This window comes from Thalassococcus sp. (assembly GCF_982780845.1).
In genome coordinates this window covers 39011-60690 of record NZ_CEYADA010000015.1, presented here as the reverse complement: position 1 = coordinate 60690, position 21680 = coordinate 39011, and the positions used below count along the sequence as shown (strand labels likewise).

Here is a 21680-nt window from a genome sequence, read left to right as displayed (position 1 = left end):
CAACGGAAGCGCTTTCGTTTCGACCTGTGCATTTAAAGGTGAAACGATGAAAGACACACATAATCCAGACGCCCCGCTGACATGGCTGGGCGTTACATACCAAACAATTTTGTCACCCGAGGCCACCAATGGCGCGATGTCGATTGTTGCATCCACCTCGCCCGTTGATAGCGGACCGCCACGGCATATCCATCACGCAGAAGACGAAACCTTTGTGGTTCTTTCCGGAGCATGCCGTATCTGGCTTGAAGGGCGCGAATTTGACCTGACCGCCGGACAAAGCGCCTTTATCCCACGTGGGAAAGAGCACACCTTCAAGGTCATCGGGCAAGAGCCCTGCCGCAAACTTATCATTCTGACGCCCGGCGGTTTCGAAGGTTTTTTCGCGGACATGGCCGAAGGTCAGTTCGCAATTCCAGACGACATGCCCGCCGTCGACGCAGTTGCGGCGCGGCACAACATGACCTTCACTGGTCCACCTTTAGATTAAAAACAGGGACAGAAACATAAAACAGATTGCATCCTACTTTTACATTCTTGCGGCTCTCTCGGCATTGTGTGGTATGGCTTGGGGCATCCAAATGTCCGCATCGGGCGACCACCTTCTTTCACCTGCACATGGTCATTTGAACCTGCTGGGCTTTGTCGCGATGGCAGTGTTCGGCACTTATTACGCGCTATCCCCCGCAGCCGCGCAATCCCGCATCGCGGCGATACATCTTGTTCTGGCCGTTCTGTCAGTGGTCGTACTGATCCCCGGCATCGTGTTTGCGATCACCGGACAGGGCGAAGTGCTGGCCAAGATCGGGTCGATCCTTACCGTTGTGTCGATGCTGATCTTCACCTTTGTGGTCGCGAAACACCGCATCCCAGCCTGAAGACGCGGGTAAACGGAGATTTGAGGAACGCATTGCTATGACAGACAAATATATCGTCTACCACATCCCCGTTTGCCCGTTTTCCCAACGGCTTGAGATTATGCTGGAGTTGAAAGGACAGCGCGATGCCGTCGAGTTTCGCGTTATCGACATCACCAAACCCCGCGATCCCGAACTTCTTGCCAAAACGCGGGGCACAACCGCCCTGCCCGTTCTGGAAACCCCTGATGGACAGATCGTAAAAGAAAGTCTGGTGATCCTGCGGTTTTTGGACGAGGCACTGTCAGGTCCAACCCTACGCCGAAGCGATCCGCTAGAGCACGCGATCGAGTCCATGCTGGTCGCAAAGGAAGGCCCCTTTACCATGGCGGGCTATCTGTTCGTCATGAATCAGAACAAAGACCAGCGCAGTGAACATGAGGCCAAAATGCTGGGTCTTTATCGCGAACTGAACGACTTTCTGGTTGAACACAATCCGCATGGGACGTTTCTGTTCGATGACTACGGGTTGGCAGAAACCGTCTTTACGCCGATGTTCCAACGTTTCTGGTTTCTCGATTATTTCGAAGACTTCGCCCTACCAGACGGTCCCGATTTCGCCCGTGTCCGCCTTTGGCAAGATGCCTGCATCGAACATCCTGCGGCGCATCAAGTCACCTACGATCAAATCGTGAAGCTGTACTATGACTACGCAATGGGCGCAGGAAACGGTGCATTGGTCGAAGGCCGAAAACTGTCCAGCTTTGTGTTCGAACCCGATTGGCGCGAACGCCCGATGCCGCCGAAAGACAAATACGCCGGCACGGCAAGTGACACAGAACTGGGTTTAATTGCCTAATCTTCAGGACTTTTTCTGCGGAAACACAAAACAACGGTCCCGACGTACCGTCAGCCAAAGCGGCGTTCCCGGCTTGGGCAGGAACACATTCGGCACCGTGGCTTTCAAAACCTCGTTGTTGTAGTCCATCCGAAACTCAACAAGGCTTTCAGACCCCATGAAACGCGCGCGTTCAACGATACCGCGGGCGGGCGTGCCCTGTGCCGCCGTTGGCAAAGGCCCGCGACCACCGCGATCAAAATCGATGCCCACATGTTGGGGTCTAAAAACAATATCCACCCGTCCACCATCCGGCACGCCCGGCGCAAGGAACTGGCCAAAGGGCGTTTCGGTCAAAGCGCCGCGAACTTCACCTTCTAGCACGTTGATATCGCTGAAAAATGAGACTGCTGCGCGATCAACTGGCGCGTTATAGATATTGTATGGCGCTCCACGCTGAACAATCTTGCCGCCGCGCATCAACGCGATTTCGTCGGCCATGCGCATCGCTTCTTCGGGTTCATGCGTGACCAACAAAACGCTGGTGCCTTCTTCCTTCAACAGCGCTAGTGTCTCGTCCCGAATGCCATCACGCAGACGGTTGTCCAAACCGGAAAACGGTTCATCCATCAGCATCACACGGGGCTTGGGCGCCAATGCGCGGGCCAAAGCCACACGTTGCTGTTCCCCGCCGGACAATTCATGCGGAAAGGCATCGATGTGATGCATCAGACCGACGCGATCCAACAGGGTCTCAACCCGCTTGCGTTGCTCGGCCTTGGGACCGTTCAGGCCAAAGGCCACGTTTTCAGCGACGCTTAGGTGGGGAAACAGCGCGAAGTCCTGAAACATCAGACCAATCGAGCGTTGCTCGGGGGGGATATGATGCTGATTGTCGCTGATCAGCGCCCCATCCAGATAAATCTCGCCCTCGTCCTGCGTATCGACGCCCGCAATCATGCGCAGCGTGGTCGATTTCCCGCAGCCCGACGGCCCCAAAAGACAGGTGACATAGCCTGGAAGAATGGACAAAGACACATCATCAACGACGGTTTTTCCTTCAAACCGACGCGTCAGATTTCGGATTTCAAGACGGGGTTTGGCGGCGCTCACGTCTGAACCTCAGATATAACCGATGGAATTTATCAGCTTTTATATGCGCCTATCAGCGCAAGCCCAGCTTCGCAAGTCAAAGCGCTGAATTTGCCATCGCTTTCGCCAGTCGTGGAAGGCGCGCCTTTTTCAGCAAAGGCCTGAGTTCCCAAGCCTCTCCGGACAGGCGGCGGGCTTCGGACAGGACAGATTGACACACGGCCTGAACGCCTTCGGGATCAGTTTGGGCGATGCCCAACAGGAATGCGTCGGGGTCGGCACGGCTGACCCCTTCTTCCGACAATGTGTTTCTGGGAAAGTCACTGGCGTTCATGGTCAGGATGATATCCGCCGAACCGGAAATCGCCGCCGCTAGAACGTGCAGGTCATTTTTATCCGGCAACCACAAACGCGCCTCAAGCGACGGGTTCCATGTCACCTCGGCATTCGGCCAGTCGCGGCGGATCATTGCGATTTCCGATCGCGCCTGCGCCTCGCCATCCGGGCCGAGTTTGCGAGCCGCGCGTGCCCATTCTTCTAGGATACGCGCGGACCAAAGCGGCGTGAACGCCCCTGTTTTTGCAACACCCAAGATAACCTCACGCATGACCGTGGGGTACAAAACACAGGTGTCGATCAGGACCTTCACGATGTTACAGCCGGAAGACCAACGATTTTAGATAGCCGGACTCTGCCAGTTGCGGCATCAGCGGGTGATCAGGGCCAGCCTGACCGGTGTGGATCAATTGCGCACGACGCCCTGCCCGACCGATGCCGCGAAGGCACGCACCGGTAAAGGCGCTGAGGTCTGCGGCATGGGAACAGGAACACAGAACCAGATAGCCGTTTTCCTCAACCAAACCCGACGCCAGACGCGCGATACGTTCGTAGGCGCGAAGGCCCGCATCCAAAGCCGGTTTTGCCGGAGCAAAGGCTGGCGGATCACAAATCACCAGACCGAATTTTTCACCAGCCTCATTCAGCGCGGAAAGCGTGTCGAACGCATCGCCCTGACGCGCCTCAAACCGATCCGACATGCCACTGGCCTCGGCCCCTTTTGCCGCCAGTTCCAGTGCTGCTGCCGATCCATCCACACAAAGCGCAGAGGTCGCGCCACCAGCCAATGCGGCCAGACCGAACCCACCAACGTGCGAAAAGACGTCAAGAACACGCTGACCATCCGCCAGACGTGCGGCAAAGCCATGGTTCGGGCGTTGATCGTAGAACAAGCCGGTCTTTTGCCCGCCGGACAGATCGGCAAAATAGGTCGCGCCATTCATGACAACAGGCAGCGGCCCCTCAGGCATGGAACCAACCAGAACCTTGTCTTCGTTGTCCAGCCCTTCAAGCTGACGACCACGGCCGCCCGCGTTCTTGATGACGTTCTTCACGCCTGTGACATCAACCAAGGCATCTGTCAGCTGCTGCAACAAAACGTCCGCCCAAGCCGCGTTGGGCTGGATCACCGCGGTGTCACCGAACCGGTCGATAATAACACCGGGCAGTTCATCCGCTTCGGCATGAACCAGACGGTAGAACGGCGCATCGAACAGGCGTTCACGCAAGGAATGCGCTTTGTCCAGACGGTTCGCAAACCAAGCCCGATCCGGCACGTCCCGTGTGTCACGGTCCAGAACGCGGCAAACGATCTTGGAGTTCGGGTTCACGGTAACCAGCGCGATTTCCTTGCGCTCGTTATCCTCAAGAACAGCAATCGTGCCTGCAGGCATTTTGCTGGTGCGCCGGTCCAGAACCATTTCGTTGGCATAGACCCAAGGAAAGCCGCGGCGGATCGCGCGGGCATTGGCCTTGGGCTTAAGGCGGACAACGGGAAGGTCTGATGCGGGCAAAGAAGAAGGGGGCTGTGTCATACAGCCCCCTTATATCGGGTCACAGCCATTTAAAAGCGGTCTTAAAGAGCGCCCGGCTGATTTTGTACCAGACCAACAGTCGAAGTGCTCAGTACCTGATCCGGTGTCAACTCTTCCTGGAAGACGCGCGCCAGATGCTGGGTGATGCGGTATTTCTGTGTGTGACCACGGCTTTCCGCCTCGATAGCACGAACCCCACCGAACCCTTTCAGGTCAGCTTTGACTGTTTTGTTGTTCAACAGCGTCTGGCCTGTAACCGCGTGACGGATGGTCAGATCAAAGGTGATGCTGTGAACGCCACCAACGGTGTAGCGCGTTTTCTCTGTCAGGCTGTGGAAACGCTTGACGGTCACTTCAACGGCCACCGGAACGTCACCTGTCAGCTTGCTGCTGGACAGTCGCAGGCTGTCTTGGAAGATCGCGCGCACCTGTTCATAGCGGTTGCCCAGCGGGTCACCGCGCCAAACGATGTCACCCAGCGGGTAATACATGTTTGCCTCGGACACACGCAGGCTTGTCGGAACGTCGACTTTGAAATCGACAATGCGAACGACCGGTGCGGTCGCGGCCTGAACATCCGCTTCGACGGCGGCAGTTGTTTCTACCGGGGCGAATGCAGGGCCGGCTGCGATGCCGGTGCCGCCACGGGTTGCTGTATCGGCTGCACCACAGGCGGACAGCGCGGCCATCAGGCCCAGCACACAGATTTTCTTTACGATCGACATCACAATGTCCCCATAAGAGATATTTCGTATCTTTCGATAATTCGCTTCAAATTGAGGCGCGAATTTGGCTTAGCCCTGACGAAAGAACGATTTATCGTGGCCGGTCAGTCCGGATTTGACACATTTCACATTCCACAATTCCGTTCCGAACGTCGCGAAACCTGCCGGAATATGCTCCTTATAATAGGCGGTTTTAATTTTCGGCTTTTGGGTTTACTGTTAGCGCTAACCGAAGTATGACGCCCCCAAACGTCGCAACCGGATAGGTCGCCAGCTATGACTGTTAACCCCACAATCGCCAAAGTTACCGAACGGATCGAAAAACGGTCCGAGAAAATGCGCGCCACATATTTGGATCGTATGCGCCGCGCCGCCGAAGAAGGCCCTCGCCGCGCGCATCTGACCTGTGGCAACCAGGCCCACGCTTACGCCGCTATGGGCGATGACAAATCCGCCCTGGCCGACGCCAAGGCCCCAAACATCGGGATCGTCACCGCCTACAACGATATGCTGTCCGCGCATCAGCCTTTTGAAACCTACCCAGCCCAAATCCGCGAAGCCGCGCGTCTGAAAGGCGCAACCGCGCAGGTGGCCGGTGGCGTGCCTGCAATGTGTGATGGCGTGACACAAGGTCAGGTCGGCATGGAACTGTCGCTGTTTTCCCGCGACGTGATCGCACTGGCTGCGGGCGTGTCCCTGTCCCATAACGTCTATGACTCGGCTTTGTATCTGGGCGTTTGCGATAAAATCGTGCCCGGTCTCGTCATCGCCGCAGCCACATTCGGATACATCCCCGGCATCTTCCTGCCCGCGGGTCCGATGACATCCGGCCTGCCCAACGACCAAAAAGCCAAAGTCCGCCAGCAGTTCGCAACCGGCGAAGTTGGCCGTGACAAGCTGATGGAAGCCGAGATGGCCTCGTATCACGGTCCGGGCACCTGCACTTTCTACGGCACCGCGAACTCGAACCAGATGTTGATGGAGTTCATGGGTCTGCATCTGCCCGGTGCGTCTTTTGTGAACCCCAACACGCCTCTGCGTGACGCATTGACCAAGGCAGGCACGGAACGCGCGCTGGAAATCACCGCGCTTGGCAATGACTACCGCCCAGTCAGTGACATTCTGGATGCCAAGGCCTTTGTAAACGGTTTGGTCGGCTTGATGGCAACCGGTGGGTCCACCAACCTTGTGCTGCACCTGCCCGCGATGGCCCGCGCTGCCGGTATCGCGCTGGAACTGGAAGATTTCGACGATATCTCGAACGTCACCCCGCTGATGGCCAAGGTTTATCCGAACGGTCTGGCCGACGTGAACCATTTCCACGCCGCAGGCGGTCTGTCCTACATGATTGGCGATTTGCTGTCCGAAGGCCTGCTGCACAACGACGTGAAAACCGTCGCCGGTGACGGCCTGTCGCTTTACACCAAAGAGCCGAAGCTGAAAGACGGCGAACTGGTCTATGAAGACGGTGACGGCAAAAGCCAGAACGACAAAATCCTGCGCTCTGCCTCTGATCCGTTCCAGCCGACAGGCGGCCTGAAACAGCTGTACGGCAATCTAGGCCACGGCATGATGAAGATTTCAGCCGTTGCCCCTGAACGCCATGTGATCGAGGCAAAGGCACGTATCTTCCACGATCAGGAAGATGTGAAAACAGCTTTCAAAAACGGCGAATTCACAGAAGACACCGTTGTAGTTGTCCGCTTCCAAGGCCCGCAGGCCAACGGGATGCCGGAACTGCATTCGCTGACACCGACACTGGCTGTTCTGCAGGATCGCGGTTTGAAAGTGGCCCTTGTCACCGATGGCCGTATGTCCGGCGCATCCGGCAAGGTGCCCTCTGCCATCCACATCTCGCCCGAAGCCGCCGCAGGTGGCCCGCTGGCCCGTGTTCGTGATGGTGACATCATTCGCGTCGACGCTGTGAAAGGCGAAATCACCTGCATGGCCGAAGATTTTGACAGCCGCGCGCCTGTGTCAGCAAACCTGTCTGACAACGGCCATGGCGTAGGCCGCGAGTTGTTCGAGGTCTTCCGCCGCAATGTTGGCCTTGCCTCGAACGGCGCGGGCGTCGTCGTCTAATTGCACAATACATTTGGGACAGAATTTATGATCACCCCTCAGGAAGCAAGCAAACGTAACGAAGAACTGTGCCGTCTGGCGCCGATCATCCCTGTGCTGGTCGTCGAAGACGCCAGCAAGGCCCGCCCCTTGGCCGAGGCACTGGTCGCAGGCGGCCTGCCGGTCCTGGAAGTGACACTGCGCACCGACGCCGCGCTGGACGTGATCCGCGAGATGGCCCAGGTTGAAGGTGGCCGCGTCGGCGCGGGTACCTTGCTGACCAAGGCGGATGTAGACGCAGCTGTAGCCGCTGGCGCGACCTTTGGCGTGTCGCCCGGTGCCACAGACGCGATCCTGACAGCCTGTGAAGAGGCAGGTCTGCCTCTGCTGCCCGGTGCTGCAACATCGTCCGAAGTGATGCGCCTTCTGGAACGTGGCTATACCGTTCAGAAGTTCTTCCCAGCCGAAGCCAACGGCGGTGCGCCTGCGCTGAAGGCCATCGGCGCCCCGCTACCGCAGGTCAAATTCTGTCCGACCGGTGGCGTGTCGCTGAAAAACGCCAATGACTACCTGTCGCTGTCCAACACGCTTTGTGCAGGCGGTAGCTGGGTTGCGCCCGCCAACCTGGTCGCTGCTGGCGACTGGAAAGCGATTGAGGAACTGGCCCGCGAAGCGGCGAGCCTGCCTGTTTCCTGATCAGTTCCGCGGTCTGCTGCGCCACCCGCCACGGCGGCGTGGCGCCTGCATGCCGCCCAACCCTTCCCGCAAAACCTGCGTCATCGGGTGGCCTTCCTGACCATGGCGGTCGATCAGCTGCTTGATCAACTCGCCCGTGTCACTGTCCACAGGATGGCTTAGGGCCCAGTCCATAAAGATGGTACGGCAATCCTCGATGGAAATGCCCTCGATTGCGTAGCTTTCCGCGATCAATCCGCGCGGATCTAATGTGTCACCTTTGTTCATGCCCTAGCCCTCTGCCGCTTGCAGTGATTGATCAATCATCTGCGCCGCTGTTTCAACTGCCACTCTTAGTGTTGCTTCGAGTTCTTGGAAATCAGAAGCACCCGCCAGACGGCACAAGAACTGCGCCGAGCTTTCCGCGGTCTGCTCGGGATCAATCTGCTCGCCGCTCAAAAGCTTTGCCCCACACTGAAGGGCCCACAGTTTCTTGTAGGTCTCGGCCAGATGCTGGGACGTGTCCGGATCAAGCCATCCGCACTCAGCCGCCGATTTCAGAGACAAGGGGACGTTGGCTGGCGGCGCGCCAGTGCACAACAACGCGCCAGCTTGGGATAGCAGTTCGATCTCTTGCATCTTGCCGCGCCCGATCTTGAAGTCCCAGATACCGCCATCGCCCTTGGCCTGCGCGATGCGGTCACGCATGTCGGACACTTCTTTCAGCACCTTTGCGCGGTCTTGCGGCTGTGACAGCAGCTCATCGCGGAAGGCCATCACCTCTTGGCCAAGCGCAGCCTCGCCCGCAACGGCACGCGCGCGGGTCAGCGCCAGATGTTCCCACAACCATGCCTGATTTTGCTGGTAGTCTTTGAACGACGTCAGGCTGGTCGCCACAGGCCCCTGATTACCAGACGGGCGCAGGCGCATATCGATTTCGTAAATCCGCCCCTCGGACATCGGCGCGGTGACTGCCGTGACCAAGGCCTGCGTCAACCGTGCGTAATAGGGCCGAACACTTAGGGATTTCGGACCATCGGACATCTCGGCCCCGTCCGCATCGTAGATGACGATCACGTCCAGATCGGAGCGTGCATGCATTTGCCCTGCCCCTAGGCTGCCCATGCCGATCACAGCTGCGCCCTTACCCGGCGGAGGGCCGTATTTGCGGGCAAATTCGGCCACGACAACGGGCCACAGGCTGGCAAGCGTTGCTTCGGCCAGTTCCGCGTATTGCGCTGCGGCCTCTGTTGCGGTGATCAACCCGCGCAGCAGGTGCACACCGATCCGGAAATGCCATTCCTTCCCATGACGCCGCGATGCGTCCAGTTTGCGTTCGTAATCCTTTTCGCTCTCCAGAGCCTCGGCCAGATCAGCGGTTAGTTTTTCCACACCCACCCAAGGCGCAAAGAAATCGCCGCCCAGAACCGCGTCGAACACACGGGCGTTTTGCGACAGGTAGCGCGCCAGTTCGGGTGACATGGTCACGATGTCGATCAGCAGGTCAACAAGCTGGGGATTGGCCTCGAACAGGGAAAACAGCTGCACGCCTGCGGGCAATCCGGCAAGGAAGCCATCAAAGGCCACCAACGCCTCATCCGGACGCGCAGACGCTTTCAATCGCCGCACGATGTCGGGACGCAAGCGTTCGAAAATTTCGGTCGCACGCGATGATCGCATAGCGGGATAGCTGGGCCAGCGGGCAATCAGCTTTTCACCGAAGGTATCCTCGTCTTCATCAGGCTTTGCAGCCGTCGCATCAGGCGCGAAAAAGCTTTCAGTTAGGGCGTGAACCTCTTCCAAACGTTGGGAAATATCCCGTTTCATGTCATCCACATTCAGACCGGACAATGCCGCCAAACGCTCAAACCCGTCGGGTGAACGCGGCAGATCGTGGGTCTGGGCGTCTTGGATCATCTGCACCCGATGTTCGACCTCGCGGTGCGCGCGGTAGTGTTCGATCAGCTTGTCCGAGGCGTCTTCGGGCACCCAGCCCTTGGCGGTCAGAACGCGCAGGCCGTCGACCGTGCCCCTGACCCGCAAATCGGGATCACGCCCACCCGAGATCAACTGGCGAGTCTGGGTAAAGAATTCGATCTCGCGGATACCGCCACGACCCAGCTTCATGTTGTGGCCGTCCAGCGTGATCGGCCCACCCAGCCCTTTGTGTTCGCGGATTTTCAGGCGCATGTCGTGGGCGTCCTGAATAGCCGCGAAATCCAGATGGCGGCGCCAGACAAACGGGCGGATGGTGTTCAGGAACTGTTCACCTGCCTTGATATCCCCCGCAGCAGCCCGCGCCTTGATATAGGCGGCGCGTTCCCATGTGCGCCCGAGGCTTTCGTAATAATGCTCGGCCGCGTCCATCGAAACGCAGACGGGCGTAACCGCCGGATCGGGGCGCAGACGCAAATCGGTGCGGAACACGTAACCCTCGGCGGTTAGATCGTTCAGCATCTTGGACATGTTGCGCGTGGCTTTGATAAGACCTGCGCGGGCATCCAGAAAATCGTCTCGGTCAAAGCGGGTTTCATCGAACAGGCAGATCAGGTCGATGTCCGAGGAATAGTTAAGTTCCCCTGCCCCCATTTTGCCCATGGCCAAGGCCACAAGCCCTGCCCCGACGCCGATGTCATCCTCAGTCGCACCGGGAATTTTACCGCGACGGATTTCGGCCCCGACGGTTGCCTCGATCGCCAGTTGCACGGCCAGATCGGCAAAATCCGACAAAGCACCTGTGACCTGCTCCAACTGCCAAGCGCCGGACAAATCCGCCAATGCGGTCAGAAGCGCCACGCGGCGTTTCGCAATCCGCAAATCAGCGGCACGTTTATCAACAGGTCCTTCGCGAAGCGCGGTAAAGACAGCAGGCAAAGCGCCGTCCAGATCATCCAGCGCGCTTTCCAGCCACTCGGCCTCTTTCACGATCAACCCGTGCAAATAGGGGCTGGACCCCGCCGTGCCTTGCAAAAGATCAAAGATATCTCCGCTTGCCCATGGAACGGCTTGCTGGAAATCCCCAAGGTGCCCTTTGGAGAACGGGCGCGGCATGCGGGTGATGGCATTACTGAGTCTCATATCCGCAGCATGGTCACGGGCGCGGTCCGGTGACAAGTGGGCAGGAGCCCTTGCAGTTGTGGAAAATTCCCATCACGGTCCTCGAAAAAAGGAGCGGATATGAGCAAGAGCCTGAAACGTGTGAAAGCCGCATTGGAAAGCCACGGTTTGGTGGCGAATATCCTTGAGGTCGGACAAGCGCGGACAGCCGCTGAGGCTGCTGCCTCAGTTGGATGTGACTTGGACCAGATCGCCAAGTCCATCATCTTTCAGGCCGAAGACACCGGCCTACCCGTTCTGTTCCTGACGGCTGGCGGCAATAAGGTGGATATCGAGAAAGCCTCAGTGGTCGCAGGAACGGCCCTAGGCAAATCCGATGCGCAGGTTATTCGGTCGCATACAGGCTTTGCCATCGGTGGCGTCGCCCCGATCGGGCACCTGTCCCCGATCCGCGCATGGATGGACCCGCGCCTGCTGGATTTCAGCGAAGTTTGGGGGGCCGCGGGCACCCCACGGCATGTTTTTGGCATTTCCCCGACCGGTTTGGAAAAGATTTCTGGCGCGAAAATTTCTGATTTTATTGAATAATATCAGTTAATGTAAAAAACTTTCACATTAACCATTGAAACCCGCCCCTCCGGTCCCGATCTATTGAATGTGAAAAGCATTCACATTGATCGATAACCACACCGGAGACCACTATGACATATACCGACACAACGTCTTCGCTGACCGCCCATCCCGGCTGGCTCCGGCGGGCAGAGGCTTGGCTGGACAGCAAAGGCAAAGGCGCATGGATCGCCGCAATGGTCCTGGGCTTCATCTTCTTCTGGCCCGTTGGACTCGCCCTTCTCTTTTACATGATCTGGAGCAAACGCATGTTCGGATGCAGCAAGCGCAAACACGCAAATCACCTTAAATCCGGCTTCTCGGCCATGCGCCCCTCGGGCAACTCGGCCTTTGACAGCTACAAAGCAGAAACGCTGCGCCGTCTGGAAGATGAACAGCAGCAGTTCGAAGAGTTCCTGAAGCGCCTGCGCGACGCCCGTGACAAGGCCGAGTTCGACCAGTTCATGGAAGACCGCGCCACCAAGGCGAAAACGGTTGAAACCGAAGACGCCTAAGCGCATCTGAATAAGGTCAGGGGCCAATACCGGCCCCGCCATTCCAGCGGAATGATTTTGAGAGGACAGCATGTACCGCACAACCGACTATGAAATGAACCACCTGCCCGATCCGGTTCGTCAGCCCGAATTTTACGACGGCGTGGTGATCAAACGGGCCGTGGCCTGGGTCATCGACGCGGTTCTGGTCGCAGCCCTTTTGGTCCCCGTGGTTATCATGACCGCCTTCGTGGGACTGTTCTTCCTGCCCTTCCTGTGGCTGATGGTCAGCTTTGTCTACCGCTGGGTCACCATTTCCACCGGCTCGGCGACTTGGGGCATGCGGATGATGGCCATCGAATTGCGTGACGCCGACGGCGATCGTCTGGATGGCGGAATGGCCTTCCTGCACACCGCTGGCTACACGCTGTCCGTTACAACCGCGATCATCCAGTTGGCCTCTGTCCTTCTGATGGTGACAACGGAACGTGGTCAGGGACTAAGCGATTTGGCGCTTGGAACCGTTATGATCAACAAGCGCGGATAAATCCGCCGTCCGGGGCTTGGCACTGTTCAAATCACGGGCTAAGCCAACCCTCCCTGCCGGGCGACCCCGACGCTGTTGCGTTGGGGTCTTGGCGCGGTGGGTTTTCGTTGTTACGGTTCCGTCACAAGAGACGACAGGTCTTATAAAATGCGCCACTCGCTGCCACTTGCGCCACAGTTCTATGTCACGGCCCCCCAGCCGTGCCCGTACCTGCCTGACCGGCTGGAACGGAAGCTGTTTACCGCGCTTCAGGGCGAGCAGGCAGAAAAGCTGAATGACAGCCTGTCGCAACAAGGTTTCCGTCGCTCGCAGAACGTTTTGTACCGCCCGTCTTGTTCGGAATGTGCGGCCTGTCTGTCGGCCCGCATCGAAGTGGCCAAGTTCAAACCGTCCAAAAGCCAGAAGCGCACGCTGAAACGCAATGCCCATTTGCGCCGCAACACCATGAGCCCTTGGGCCACCGAGGAACAGTATTCCCTGTTCCGCCGCTATCTGGATGCTCGTCACGCCGATGGCGGCATGGCAGATATGGATGTGTTCGAATTCGCCGCCATGGTCGAAGAAACACCGATCCGCAGCCGCGTGATCGAGTATCAGGATCGCGAAACCAAAGACCTTGAGGCCGTCTGCCTGACCGATGTTCTATCGGATGGTCTGTCGATGGTTTATTCATTCTATGAACCCAACGTGCCCAAGCAAAGCCTCGGCACCTATATGATCCTTGATCACATCGAAATCGCGCGCGAAGCAGGCCTTCCCTACGTCTATTTGGGCTATTGGGTGCCGGGATCGCAGAAGATGGGGTACAAGGCCAACTTTACCGGCCTTCAGCTGTTCCGTCAGGGGCTTTGGCAAGAGATGAAGGACCGCGACGACTACGGCGCGGAAACCCATCCACTGTCGACCGATCCTATCGCTGAACAAGTCGCGAATATCTCGCTTCCCGACACGCGCGGATAAGCCGCTCCTTTTTCCAATTCAGACAGGCTGATTGGCAATCGTTCTGCCTTTGGGACGATTTCACACAACCAAAAAGGCCGCCCTCTCAGGCGGCCTTTTGTTGTTTTGGATCAGTGTCTGATCAGTTCGGGATCAGATCCGGAACGATGGTCACGATGCTTGGGAAGAACCACAAGAGCGCGAGGCCAACGACCTGAATGATCACGAACGGAATGACACCGCGATAGATATGGCCTGTTGTCACCTCTTTCGGGGCAACGCCGCGCAGGTAGAACAGCGCGAAGCCGAACGGCGGTGTCAGGAACGATGTCTGCAGGTTCACCGCGATCATGATGGTGACCCACTTAGGGTCGAAAGACCCGCCGTAGATAACCGGACCGACAATCGGCACGACAATGTAGATGATTTCAAGGAAATCAAGCACAAAGCCCAGAACGAACAGCACCAACATGACGATCAGGAAGACTTTGAATTCGTTATCAAAGCTCTTCAGGAAGTCCTGAATGTAGTGTTCGCCACCGAACGAGATGACCACAAGGTTCAACAGCTGCGACGCGATCAGGATGGTAAAGACCATGCTGGTCACCTTGGCCGTTTCGCGCACCGCCGGTGTCAGAACACCGGATGTGAACAGAATCCAGCACGAATACAGCAGACCGAACCCAGCAAACAGATAGGCGCCATAGGCGAACAGGAAGGCCACCCAGGATTCGGCGCTAACCGATTCAAGGTTGATACGCAGGTCAAAGTTGATGCCGATCAGGATCATCGCGATGACAGCGAACGTCGCCCATGTGATGATCCACGGATCACGTCCCTGATCACGCAGCTTGCGGTAAGCAGCCAGCATGATCGCACCAGCCGCACCAAGTGCCGCAGCGGGTGTCGGGTTGGTGATGCCACCAAGGATCGAGCCCAGAACAGCAACGATCAGAACCAGCGGTGGGAAAACCACGCGGATCAGTTCGTTGTGCGCCATGCGTGCGCCAGCAACCTTGGCCCCATAGAGCGCTAGGACGCCCGGGATCAGAAGCCATACGACCGTCGCCGATGGCGAACTTAGTGGCGAGATAAACGCCACATCCGCCAACAGCATCAGCAGAACGCCGATTGCACCGATGATCAAAGGCTTCGGATCCGAAGACGGCGACACGCCGCGACCGACCGCAAGGATCAGACCCAGCATCACAGCCAGGATCGCAACACCCGTGCCGATGGGCGCAGCGGCGTCCACCTTGGCGGCACGCAACTCTGTGACCTCTTCTTCGGACAGACGACGGCTTTCGGTTTGACCACCAGCCGCTTCGATCGACGCCTGCTCGGCCACGGCCTGATCCCAGGCTTCCTGACCATGCAATTCGATCATCGAGGCTTTACATTCATCGCCAACATTCGTGCGCAGCGAAGCTGCCGCACCGATGTCCGAGAAGCTGTCGACCTGTGTGCTCTGACTACCGACAAGGTTCACCTGACCCAGCAGCATTGTGCCTGCAATCAGGGCTGCCGGAACGAACAGGAACCATGTCAGACCTTCGCCGCGTGTGATCACCTCGCCCGAAGACGCGCCGAGTTCCACCGCAGGTGCCTTGGACGGGTTCAGAAGCGCGTAACCAAATGCGTAACCGGCATAAAGAAGCGCCAGCATGATGCCCGGCAGCAGCGCGGCCTGGAACAACGTACCAACCGACACAACCGCAGGCTCGCCCAGATAGGTCAACGCGTCTGTACAACCCGCAGCCACCGCACGGCTTTCTTGCGCAGCGGAATACAGGTCACCCGCCAGTGTACCCAAAAGAACGATCACGATGGACGGCGGAATGATCTGACCAAGCGTACCCGAGGCCGCGATCACACCTGTCGCCAGTTCTGGCGAATAGTTGTTCCGCAGCATGGTCGGCAGGGCCAGCAGACCCATGGTCACAACAGTCGCGCCAACAATACCGGTCGACGCCGCAAGGAAGGCACCCACCACAACAATCGACACCGCCAGACCGCCGGGAAGCGGGCCAAAGACGCGGGCCATAGTAGTCAGAAGGTCGTTCGCGATCTTGGACCGTTCCAGAACGATCCCCATAAGAACGAACATCAGAACCGCCAGCAGCGTTTCGATGGACTGACCGGCGAGAACACGTTCGTTGATACGGTTCACGATAAAGGAAACGTTGCGATCAAGCGCTGTTTCCCAACCGCTGGCAAAGACCGGCTCGGCCAGACGTGGCAGATCCGGATAGCGGAAGATCGAGATACTGTCTGGTTTGATCCCGCTGGCGACCAGCGCGTTATAGGCGTCGGATGAATCATCAATCGCCTGATGGATCAGCAATCCTGCGGAATCGAGGGCCGCAATGATGCCGAATGAAATGATCCCTGCGCCACCGATGGCAAAGGCCACCGGAAAGCCGGACAGGATCGCTGAGAAAAGCGTAACAAAGACGATCAGAAGACCGATTTCGACGCCATCAAGTCCGAATAGCATTATATCTGTCTCCTGCTCTTACGCGCCGTGAGCGTGGTGTTCGTCAACAACATCGTCGAGGACGTCGATATCGAGGTATTTATCCTCGGACTCCTCGCCCTCTTTCCACTCAAGATACGAGCGGTAGAAGAACGCGATTGCCTGCAGGAAGATCAGGCCACACATGACGACCAGAAGAATTTTGAACAGGAAGTACGCAGTAAAGCCGTTGGGGCTGAAACCGATGGTTTCAACGTTCCACCGCAGCGCGCGCGACTTGGTCAAAAGACGATCCAGCGCGTCGGATGCTGACGGCTTGGGCACGATCAGGTGGCGCCACATGAAATACCACGAGTACATCCAGATCAGGACGGCTATGGGCATCATGAAAAACAGCGACCCGAACATGTCGATCACACGTTTGGTGCGATAGCTGACCGCCGAGTAGACCAGATCAACGCGCACGTGGCCACGCTGCACAAAGGTGTAAGTCAGACAAAGAGTGACGACCAAAGCGTTGTAAAGCTTCAGTTCTTCGGCCCACCAGCTGATATCGAACTGCAGCGGCACACCGAAACCGAACGAAATGTCCGGACGGGTAAAGATACGCTGCATAAAGACGATAACGACCTGCTGAAGCACCATCAGAAGACCGGCCCACGCAAAGAAACGGCCCAGCGTATTGCCCAGACCTTCCAGCACACGCACGGTGCCCCACATGACCGAATTGCGCCAAAGGCCAATGGCCGTCAGAACAAGGAAGGCCGTAAAGACGACGAAGAAAAACTCGACCGAGCCACCGTAGTAAACAAAACGCATGATGGCCTGTTTATCAGACCAGTCCAGCCACAAGGACGGATGCGTGATCGCATATCCGAAATTGTAAAACGCCATGGCGATGTTCTGAAAAAGCAAGACGATCCCCTCGCCTATTGCTCCGAACATACCACCGAGGCCAACCGCCTCTTCTTCCATACATACCCCCATTGCCCGCGTTCAGGCGGGTCGTTTTCAGGTTGTTTCTTGGAAAAAGGCCCCCGCTTTCGCGGAGGCCTTAGTGGAGTCAAATCCTATCGGATCACTGGCCCAGCACGCGCACACGCTGTGCAACGTAGTAGCCGTCCGATTTGTTGATCCAGGACGCGGACGATGCGAGGCTTTCGTCGAAGGAAGTACGGATCTTGGCGAACAGTTCGTCGCCCATGTTTTCATCCATAACTTCTTTGGACGCGGCGCCGAAGGCATCCCATACGTCGTCAGAGAACTGAAGCGTCTTGACACCCTGTGCCTGCAGACGTGCCAGAGCCGCACCGTTGTTGGCCAGTGTTTCAGCCAGCTGGTAGTGCGTAACAGCCTGAGACGCGATGTTCAGGATGTCTTTGTGCTTCTGGCTCAGGTCGTTCCAAACGTCGAGGTTGACGGAGGATGCCAGAGCGGAACCCGGCTCGTGGAAGCCCGCTGTGTAGTAGATTTTCGCAACTTCCTGGAAGCCGGCGCGTTCGTCAGCCATCGGGCCAACCCACTCCAGACCGTCCAGAGCACCAGACGACAGCGCCTGATACAGTTCACCACCCGGGATGTTCTGAACGGATGCGCCCAGTTTACCCAGAACCTGGCCACCCAGACCCGGCATACGGAACTTCAGACCGTTGAAGTCTTCTGCCGAGTTGATTTCCTTGCGGAACCAACCACCGGACTGCGAACCAGAGTTACCTGCCAGCAGGCCTTTCAGGTTGAAGATTTCGCCCAGCTCGTCGTGCAGTTCCTGACCGCCACCGTGGTGGTACCAGTTTGTCACTTCCTGCGCTGTGCCGCCGAAGGGAACAGCTGTGAAGAATGCATAACCCGGGTGCTGGCCTACGAAGTAGTAGTCAGCAGAGTGGTACATGTCGGCCTGACCGGAGGATACCGCGTCAAACACTTCCAGAGCGCCAACCAGTTCGCCCGGCGCTTTTTTGTCGATGGTCAGTTCGCCATCGGACAGAGCCGCGACGTAGTTTTCCAGATATGTTGCAGCGTCATCGAGAACGGCAAAGCCGCGGGGCCACGATGTAACCATGGTCAGCGTGCGCTTGCCCTGTGCATAGGCCGGTGCGGCCAGCGTGGATGCAGCAGCAGCGGAGCCACCAATAGCGGACGTTCTCAGAAATGAACGACGATCCATATTATTCCTCCCATAAAGACTGCGCCAATGCGAATTCCCCGCATGGCGCGGATCGGTGCAGTGTGGGTACACTAGACACGGAATTTCTACGTTGGAATACCCATTGCTACGGAGAGTGTCGGAAAATCGTTCTGATTTTCGGGGTAAACGGGCCCAAACACCCTGAATTCACGTGCTAATTTTCTGTGCAGCCCGCCAAAAAGCGCCAAAAAATCGCGCACATCGGCTCTGCATACCTTGTTCCCGGACGCCTGTCAGGCCACGATTGGACTCCTACTAATTCGGGAATGACCACTTTATGTCTGTTGCCCCTTCGTCCCTGACCGGAAAGTTGACGCAACTTGTCCAGCGCATCTATCCGAACCACGACGCTTCTGATCTTACCAAAGATATCGTCTCGGCTTTCTGGCCGGATGGCACGCATTGCCGGAAACGTCCGCGCAAGCCGGGCAACACATTATGGTCACAGCGCGATGCGATGGTCATCACCTACGGCAACTCGATTCAGGACGGTTCGCACAAGCCGCTCGACCTGCTGCGCGATTTTCTGACCAAACACCTGCAAGGGGTGGTGAACGGCGTCCATATCCTGCCGTTCTTTCCTTTCACGTCTGACGACGGGTTCGCTGTCACCGACTATCGCAAGGTTGATCCGCAATTAGGCGACTGGCCGGACATATCACGCATCGGCGGCGAATTTGCCCTGATGTCCGATCTGGTTCTGAACCACGTCTCAAGCCAAGGCGTATGGTTCAACGCCTACCGTCAGGGACAAGAACCCTACGACAAGTTCTTTTTCGAAGGCGATCCCGAAGACGATCTGTCCTCCGTCGTGCGCCCCCGCACCACGCCCCTTCTGCAAGAGGTCGAAACAGCCATGGGACCGCGCCACGTCTGGTGCACCTTCAGCCACGATCAGGTTGATCTGGATTATCGCAATCCCGAAGTCCTTCTGGAAATGATCCGCATCATTCGCCTGCACATCGACAAAGGCGTTCGGATTATCAGGCTGGATGCAGTGGCTTTTCTTTGGAAAGAACCCGGCACGCCATCAATCCACCTGCCCCAAACCCACGCCATCGTCCAATTGCTGCGGGTTCTGGCGGATTTCGCCACGGAAACCGTTGTCCTGCTGACCGAAACCAACGTGCCCAAGGCCGAGAACCTAAGTTATTTCGGCCAGCGGAACGAAGCGCACTCGATCTATAATTTCCCGCTGCCCCCGCTCGTCTTGCACGCGATGCTGTCGGGAACGGCGAAATACTTGCAAGCTTGGCAGCGCGCCATGCCGCCTGCCCCATTGGGTTGTTCCTATCTGAACTTCACCGCCAGCCATGACGGCATCGGCATGCGCCCTGCCGAGGGCTTGCTGCCGCCCGTCGAAATCTCTCGGATGATTGACACTGTGCAGCAAACAGGCGCGTTGGTGTCCATGCGCGCCCTGCCCGACGGTGGTCAGTCCGTCTATGAACTGAACGCATCCTATTTCTCGGCGATGGAGCAAACCTTTGACGGCGATGACGAACACCAGATCGCCCGCTTCCTAGCGTCGCAAACCATGATCATGTCGCTCGAAGGCATTCCGGCCTTTTACATCCACGCCATGCTTGCCACGCCTAACGATCACGACAGCGTGGAACGCCGCGGGATGAACCGCGCGATCAACCGGCACCGCTGGGACTATACCGAATTGCGCGCGCGGCTTCTGGACCCGAACAGCGATCAGGCGCAGGTTTTGAACGGCCTGTCGGAACGTCTGCGTATCCGGTCTGACCAACCCGCCTTCCATCCCAACGCCACGCAATTCACGCTGAACTGTGATGACCGGATTTTCGGGTTGTGGCGGCAATCTCTGGATCGCGATCAGTCCGTATTTGCCCTGCACAACGTCAGCAAAGACACTGTAACGATCCCGAAAACCCAACTGAATCTAATCGAGGACGAGGATTGGGTAGATATTCTGTCAGGTGAGAAAATTGATCCAACGGCAGAAGAGGTCGTGATGGCCCCCTACCAGTGCCGCTGGATCACAAACATGCATTAGAACGGAAGAGGCGCGTACTCTTCCTGATCCGCCCGAACGGCATTCAACAATTCTGTCAGCAACGCTGGATCTGCGGCGTTCACGCGGTTCCAGTTCGGAATGAACGGCGTCTCGTTCGGGTTTGCCAAGAAGATTTCACCGGCACGCATAATGTTCTCGGCGAACAACTCGATCGTACGCTCTTCTTCGTGACGATCCAGTTCGAGGCCGTTCATCTTGGCGTCATGAGCGTAGACCTCGACCATATCCAAGGCACGGCGATAGTACGTTGCCTTGAGCGAGCGGAACACGTTTGGCGAAAACACGGTGCCGTCCGCTGCCAGTTTGCGGAAAATCGACTTGCAGATATCGGTGGACATGCGGTTCAGACCGGCATCGGCATCTTCTGGGCTAACAGTCTGGTGTTTGTGATCGTAATCATCAGCGATTTCGACCTGACACACCGCGTTTGGCCCGAAATTGCGCCATGCCTCGGAAAGAACGCCCACTTCCAGGCCCCAATCAGACGGAATGCGCAGATCCGGCAGAACCGAAGTCCGCAGCGCGAATTCACCAGAAAGCGGATAGCGGAAGCTGCGCAGATAATCGAGGTAATCGCGATCCCCGATCACACGCTTCAATGAAATCAGCAGCGGCGACACAAGCAAGCGCGACACGCGGCCGTTCAGTTTGCCGTTGCCAACACGGGCATAGAACCCCTTGGACAGTTGATACGGAAAGCTCGGATTGGCGACAGGGTACAGAAGACGCGACAGCATATCGCTTTTGTAGGTCAGGATATCGCAGTCATGCAGCGCCATGACAGCCGTATCCGCGCAGGCAATCATGTAGCCCATCGACGTCCAGACGTTCTTGCCTTTGCCAAGTTCCTGCGGACCAAGACCATGTTCGGCCAGTCGCGCATCAAACGCCTTCATGCGGGGCGAGTCATTCCAGATAACAACGTGGTTCTGACCTAGTTTTTCAAAAAAGCTGCGCGCCCGTCGATACTGGGATTCGTCCGCACGGTCCAAGCCGATGATGATGCGGTGAAGATAGCGAAGTTTCGAAAGTTCTTCGATAATATTGGCAAGCGCCGGACCTTCGAGTTCGGAAAACAAGGAAGGAAGGATCAAACAAATTTTTCTATTCTGAGCAAAGGTTTCCAGCTCGTAGTTCATTTCCTCAACGGATCGCGTTCTCAGGTTATGGAATTGTGCGATGTTACCGTTTTGGTGGAAGTCAGCCATAT

Annotated in this window: 20 protein-coding genes; 10 read left to right on the top strand and 10 right to left on the bottom strand. The window is 57.3% G+C overall.

Going from position 1 to position 21680, the window contains the following annotated elements; translation table 11 throughout:
* The first annotated feature begins 46 nt into the window (after nucleotides 1–46).
* The 3 genes from AC4FIA_RS15300 (at nucleotide 47) to AC4FIA_RS15290 (ending at nucleotide 1716) form a co-directional block, all read left to right on the top strand.
* A complete protein-coding gene (locus AC4FIA_RS15300; RefSeq protein ID WP_490366569.1) occupies nucleotides 47–490 on the top strand; it encodes a cupin domain-containing protein in 444 nt (147 codons plus the stop codon).
* A 91-nt stretch (nucleotides 491–581) separates the two neighbouring features.
* Complete coding sequence (locus AC4FIA_RS15295; RefSeq protein ID WP_490366568.1) at nucleotides 582–878, top strand: hypothetical protein; 297 nt, start codon at nucleotides 582–584, stop codon at nucleotides 876–878.
* Between the two features lie 37 nt (nucleotides 879–915).
* Complete coding sequence (locus AC4FIA_RS15290) at nucleotides 916–1716, top strand: glutathione S-transferase family protein (RefSeq protein WP_490366567.1); 801 nt, start codon at nucleotides 916–918, stop codon at nucleotides 1714–1716.
* A gap of 3 nt (nucleotides 1717–1719) precedes the next feature.
* Here AC4FIA_RS15290 and AC4FIA_RS15285 read toward each other — a convergent pair whose 3' ends face one another.
* The 4 genes from AC4FIA_RS15285 to AC4FIA_RS15270 all read right to left on the bottom strand — a co-directional run bounded on the left by AC4FIA_RS15285 (nucleotide 1720) and on the right by AC4FIA_RS15270 (nucleotide 5383).
* Nucleotides 1720–2808 (bottom strand): ABC transporter ATP-binding protein, encoded by a 1089-nt coding sequence (locus tag AC4FIA_RS15285; RefSeq protein WP_287474649.1) that lies wholly within the window; start codon nucleotides 2806–2808, stop codon nucleotides 1720–1722.
* Between the two features lie 76 nt (nucleotides 2809–2884).
* A complete protein-coding gene (locus AC4FIA_RS15280; RefSeq protein WP_490366566.1) occupies nucleotides 2885–3436 on the bottom strand; it encodes an RSP_2648 family PIN domain-containing protein in 552 nt (183 codons plus the stop codon).
* A 4-nt stretch (nucleotides 3437–3440) separates the two neighbouring features.
* Nucleotides 3441–4658 (bottom strand): RSP_2647 family RNA methyltransferase, encoded by a 1218-nt coding sequence (locus tag AC4FIA_RS15275; protein WP_287474645.1) that lies wholly within the window; start codon nucleotides 4656–4658, stop codon nucleotides 3441–3443.
* Nucleotides 4659–4699: 41 nt separating this feature from the next.
* Nucleotides 4700–5383, bottom strand: coding sequence for a DUF6778 family protein (locus AC4FIA_RS15270; protein ID WP_103909998.1), 684 nt, complete (start codon nucleotides 5381–5383; stop codon nucleotides 4700–4702).
* Between the two features lie 276 nt (nucleotides 5384–5659).
* On the opposite strand from AC4FIA_RS15270, the gene edd reads away from it, so the two are divergent.
* Entirely contained in the window at nucleotides 5660–7465 is a 1806-nt protein-coding gene (edd, locus tag AC4FIA_RS15265) for a phosphogluconate dehydratase (RefSeq protein WP_490366565.1), read from the top strand.
* A gap of 27 nt (nucleotides 7466–7492) precedes the next feature.
* Nucleotides 7493–8140: a bifunctional 4-hydroxy-2-oxoglutarate aldolase/2-dehydro-3-deoxy-phosphogluconate aldolase gene (gene eda, locus AC4FIA_RS15260; protein WP_490366564.1), complete on the top strand. Its 648-nt coding sequence runs from the start codon at nucleotides 7493–7495 to the stop codon at nucleotides 8138–8140.
* On the opposite strand, the gene AC4FIA_RS15255 is transcribed toward eda, so the two are convergent.
* Nucleotides 8141–8407 carry a hypothetical protein gene (locus AC4FIA_RS15255; protein ID WP_490366563.1) on the bottom strand — a complete coding sequence of 89 codons (267 nt, stop codon included), beginning with the start codon at nucleotides 8405–8407 and terminating at the stop codon, nucleotides 8141–8143.
* Between the two features lie 3 nt (nucleotides 8408–8410).
* Entirely contained in the window at nucleotides 8411–11197 is a 2787-nt protein-coding gene (locus AC4FIA_RS15250) for a bifunctional [glutamine synthetase] adenylyltransferase/[glutamine synthetase]-adenylyl-L-tyrosine phosphorylase (protein WP_490366562.1), read from the bottom strand.
* 99 nt (nucleotides 11198–11296) lie between these two features.
* On the opposite strand from AC4FIA_RS15250, the gene AC4FIA_RS15245 reads away from it, so the two are divergent.
* The 4 genes from AC4FIA_RS15245 to AC4FIA_RS15230 all read left to right on the top strand — a co-directional run bounded on the left by AC4FIA_RS15245 (nucleotide 11297) and on the right by AC4FIA_RS15230 (nucleotide 13786).
* Nucleotides 11297–11764, top strand: a complete 468-nt coding sequence (locus tag AC4FIA_RS15245) for a YbaK/EbsC family protein (protein ID WP_490366561.1) — start codon at nucleotides 11297–11299, stop codon at nucleotides 11762–11764.
* 113 nt (nucleotides 11765–11877) lie between these two features.
* Nucleotides 11878–12300 (top strand): DUF2852 domain-containing protein, encoded by a 423-nt coding sequence (locus AC4FIA_RS15240; RefSeq protein ID WP_490366560.1) that lies wholly within the window; start codon nucleotides 11878–11880, stop codon nucleotides 12298–12300.
* 70 nt (nucleotides 12301–12370) lie between these two features.
* Complete coding sequence (locus AC4FIA_RS15235; protein ID WP_234994712.1) at nucleotides 12371–12826, top strand: RDD family protein; 456 nt, start codon at nucleotides 12371–12373, stop codon at nucleotides 12824–12826.
* A 147-nt stretch (nucleotides 12827–12973) separates the two neighbouring features.
* The gene (locus AC4FIA_RS15230; protein ID WP_490366559.1) at nucleotides 12974–13786 is read left to right on the top strand and encodes an arginyltransferase; all 813 of its coding nucleotides are present in this window, start codon (nucleotides 12974–12976) and stop codon (nucleotides 13784–13786) included.
* Between the two features lie 121 nt (nucleotides 13787–13907).
* Here AC4FIA_RS15230 and AC4FIA_RS15225 read toward each other — a convergent pair whose 3' ends face one another.
* The 3 genes from AC4FIA_RS15225 to AC4FIA_RS15215 all read right to left on the bottom strand — a co-directional run bounded on the left by AC4FIA_RS15225 (nucleotide 13908) and on the right by AC4FIA_RS15215 (nucleotide 18405).
* A complete protein-coding gene (locus AC4FIA_RS15225) occupies nucleotides 13908–16262 on the bottom strand; it encodes a TRAP transporter large permease (protein ID WP_490366558.1) in 2355 nt (784 codons plus the stop codon).
* Between the two features lie 18 nt (nucleotides 16263–16280).
* A complete protein-coding gene (locus AC4FIA_RS15220; protein WP_490366557.1) occupies nucleotides 16281–17216 on the bottom strand; it encodes a TRAP transporter small permease subunit in 936 nt (311 codons plus the stop codon).
* A gap of 103 nt (nucleotides 17217–17319) precedes the next feature.
* A complete protein-coding gene (locus tag AC4FIA_RS15215) occupies nucleotides 17320–18405 on the bottom strand; it encodes a TRAP transporter substrate-binding protein (RefSeq protein ID WP_103910007.1) in 1086 nt (361 codons plus the stop codon).
* 298 nt (nucleotides 18406–18703) lie between these two features.
* On the opposite strand from AC4FIA_RS15215, the gene AC4FIA_RS15210 reads away from it, so the two are divergent.
* Nucleotides 18704–20449: a sugar phosphorylase gene (locus tag AC4FIA_RS15210; RefSeq protein ID WP_490366556.1), complete on the top strand. Its 1746-nt coding sequence runs from the start codon at nucleotides 18704–18706 to the stop codon at nucleotides 20447–20449.
* Here AC4FIA_RS15210 and AC4FIA_RS15205 read toward each other — a convergent pair.
* Nucleotides 20446–21678, bottom strand: coding sequence for a glycosyltransferase family protein (locus AC4FIA_RS15205; protein ID WP_490366555.1), 1233 nt, complete (start codon nucleotides 21676–21678; stop codon nucleotides 20446–20448). The genes AC4FIA_RS15210 and AC4FIA_RS15205 overlap by 4 nt on opposite strands.
* Between the last annotated feature and the right edge of the window lie 2 nt (nucleotides 21679–21680).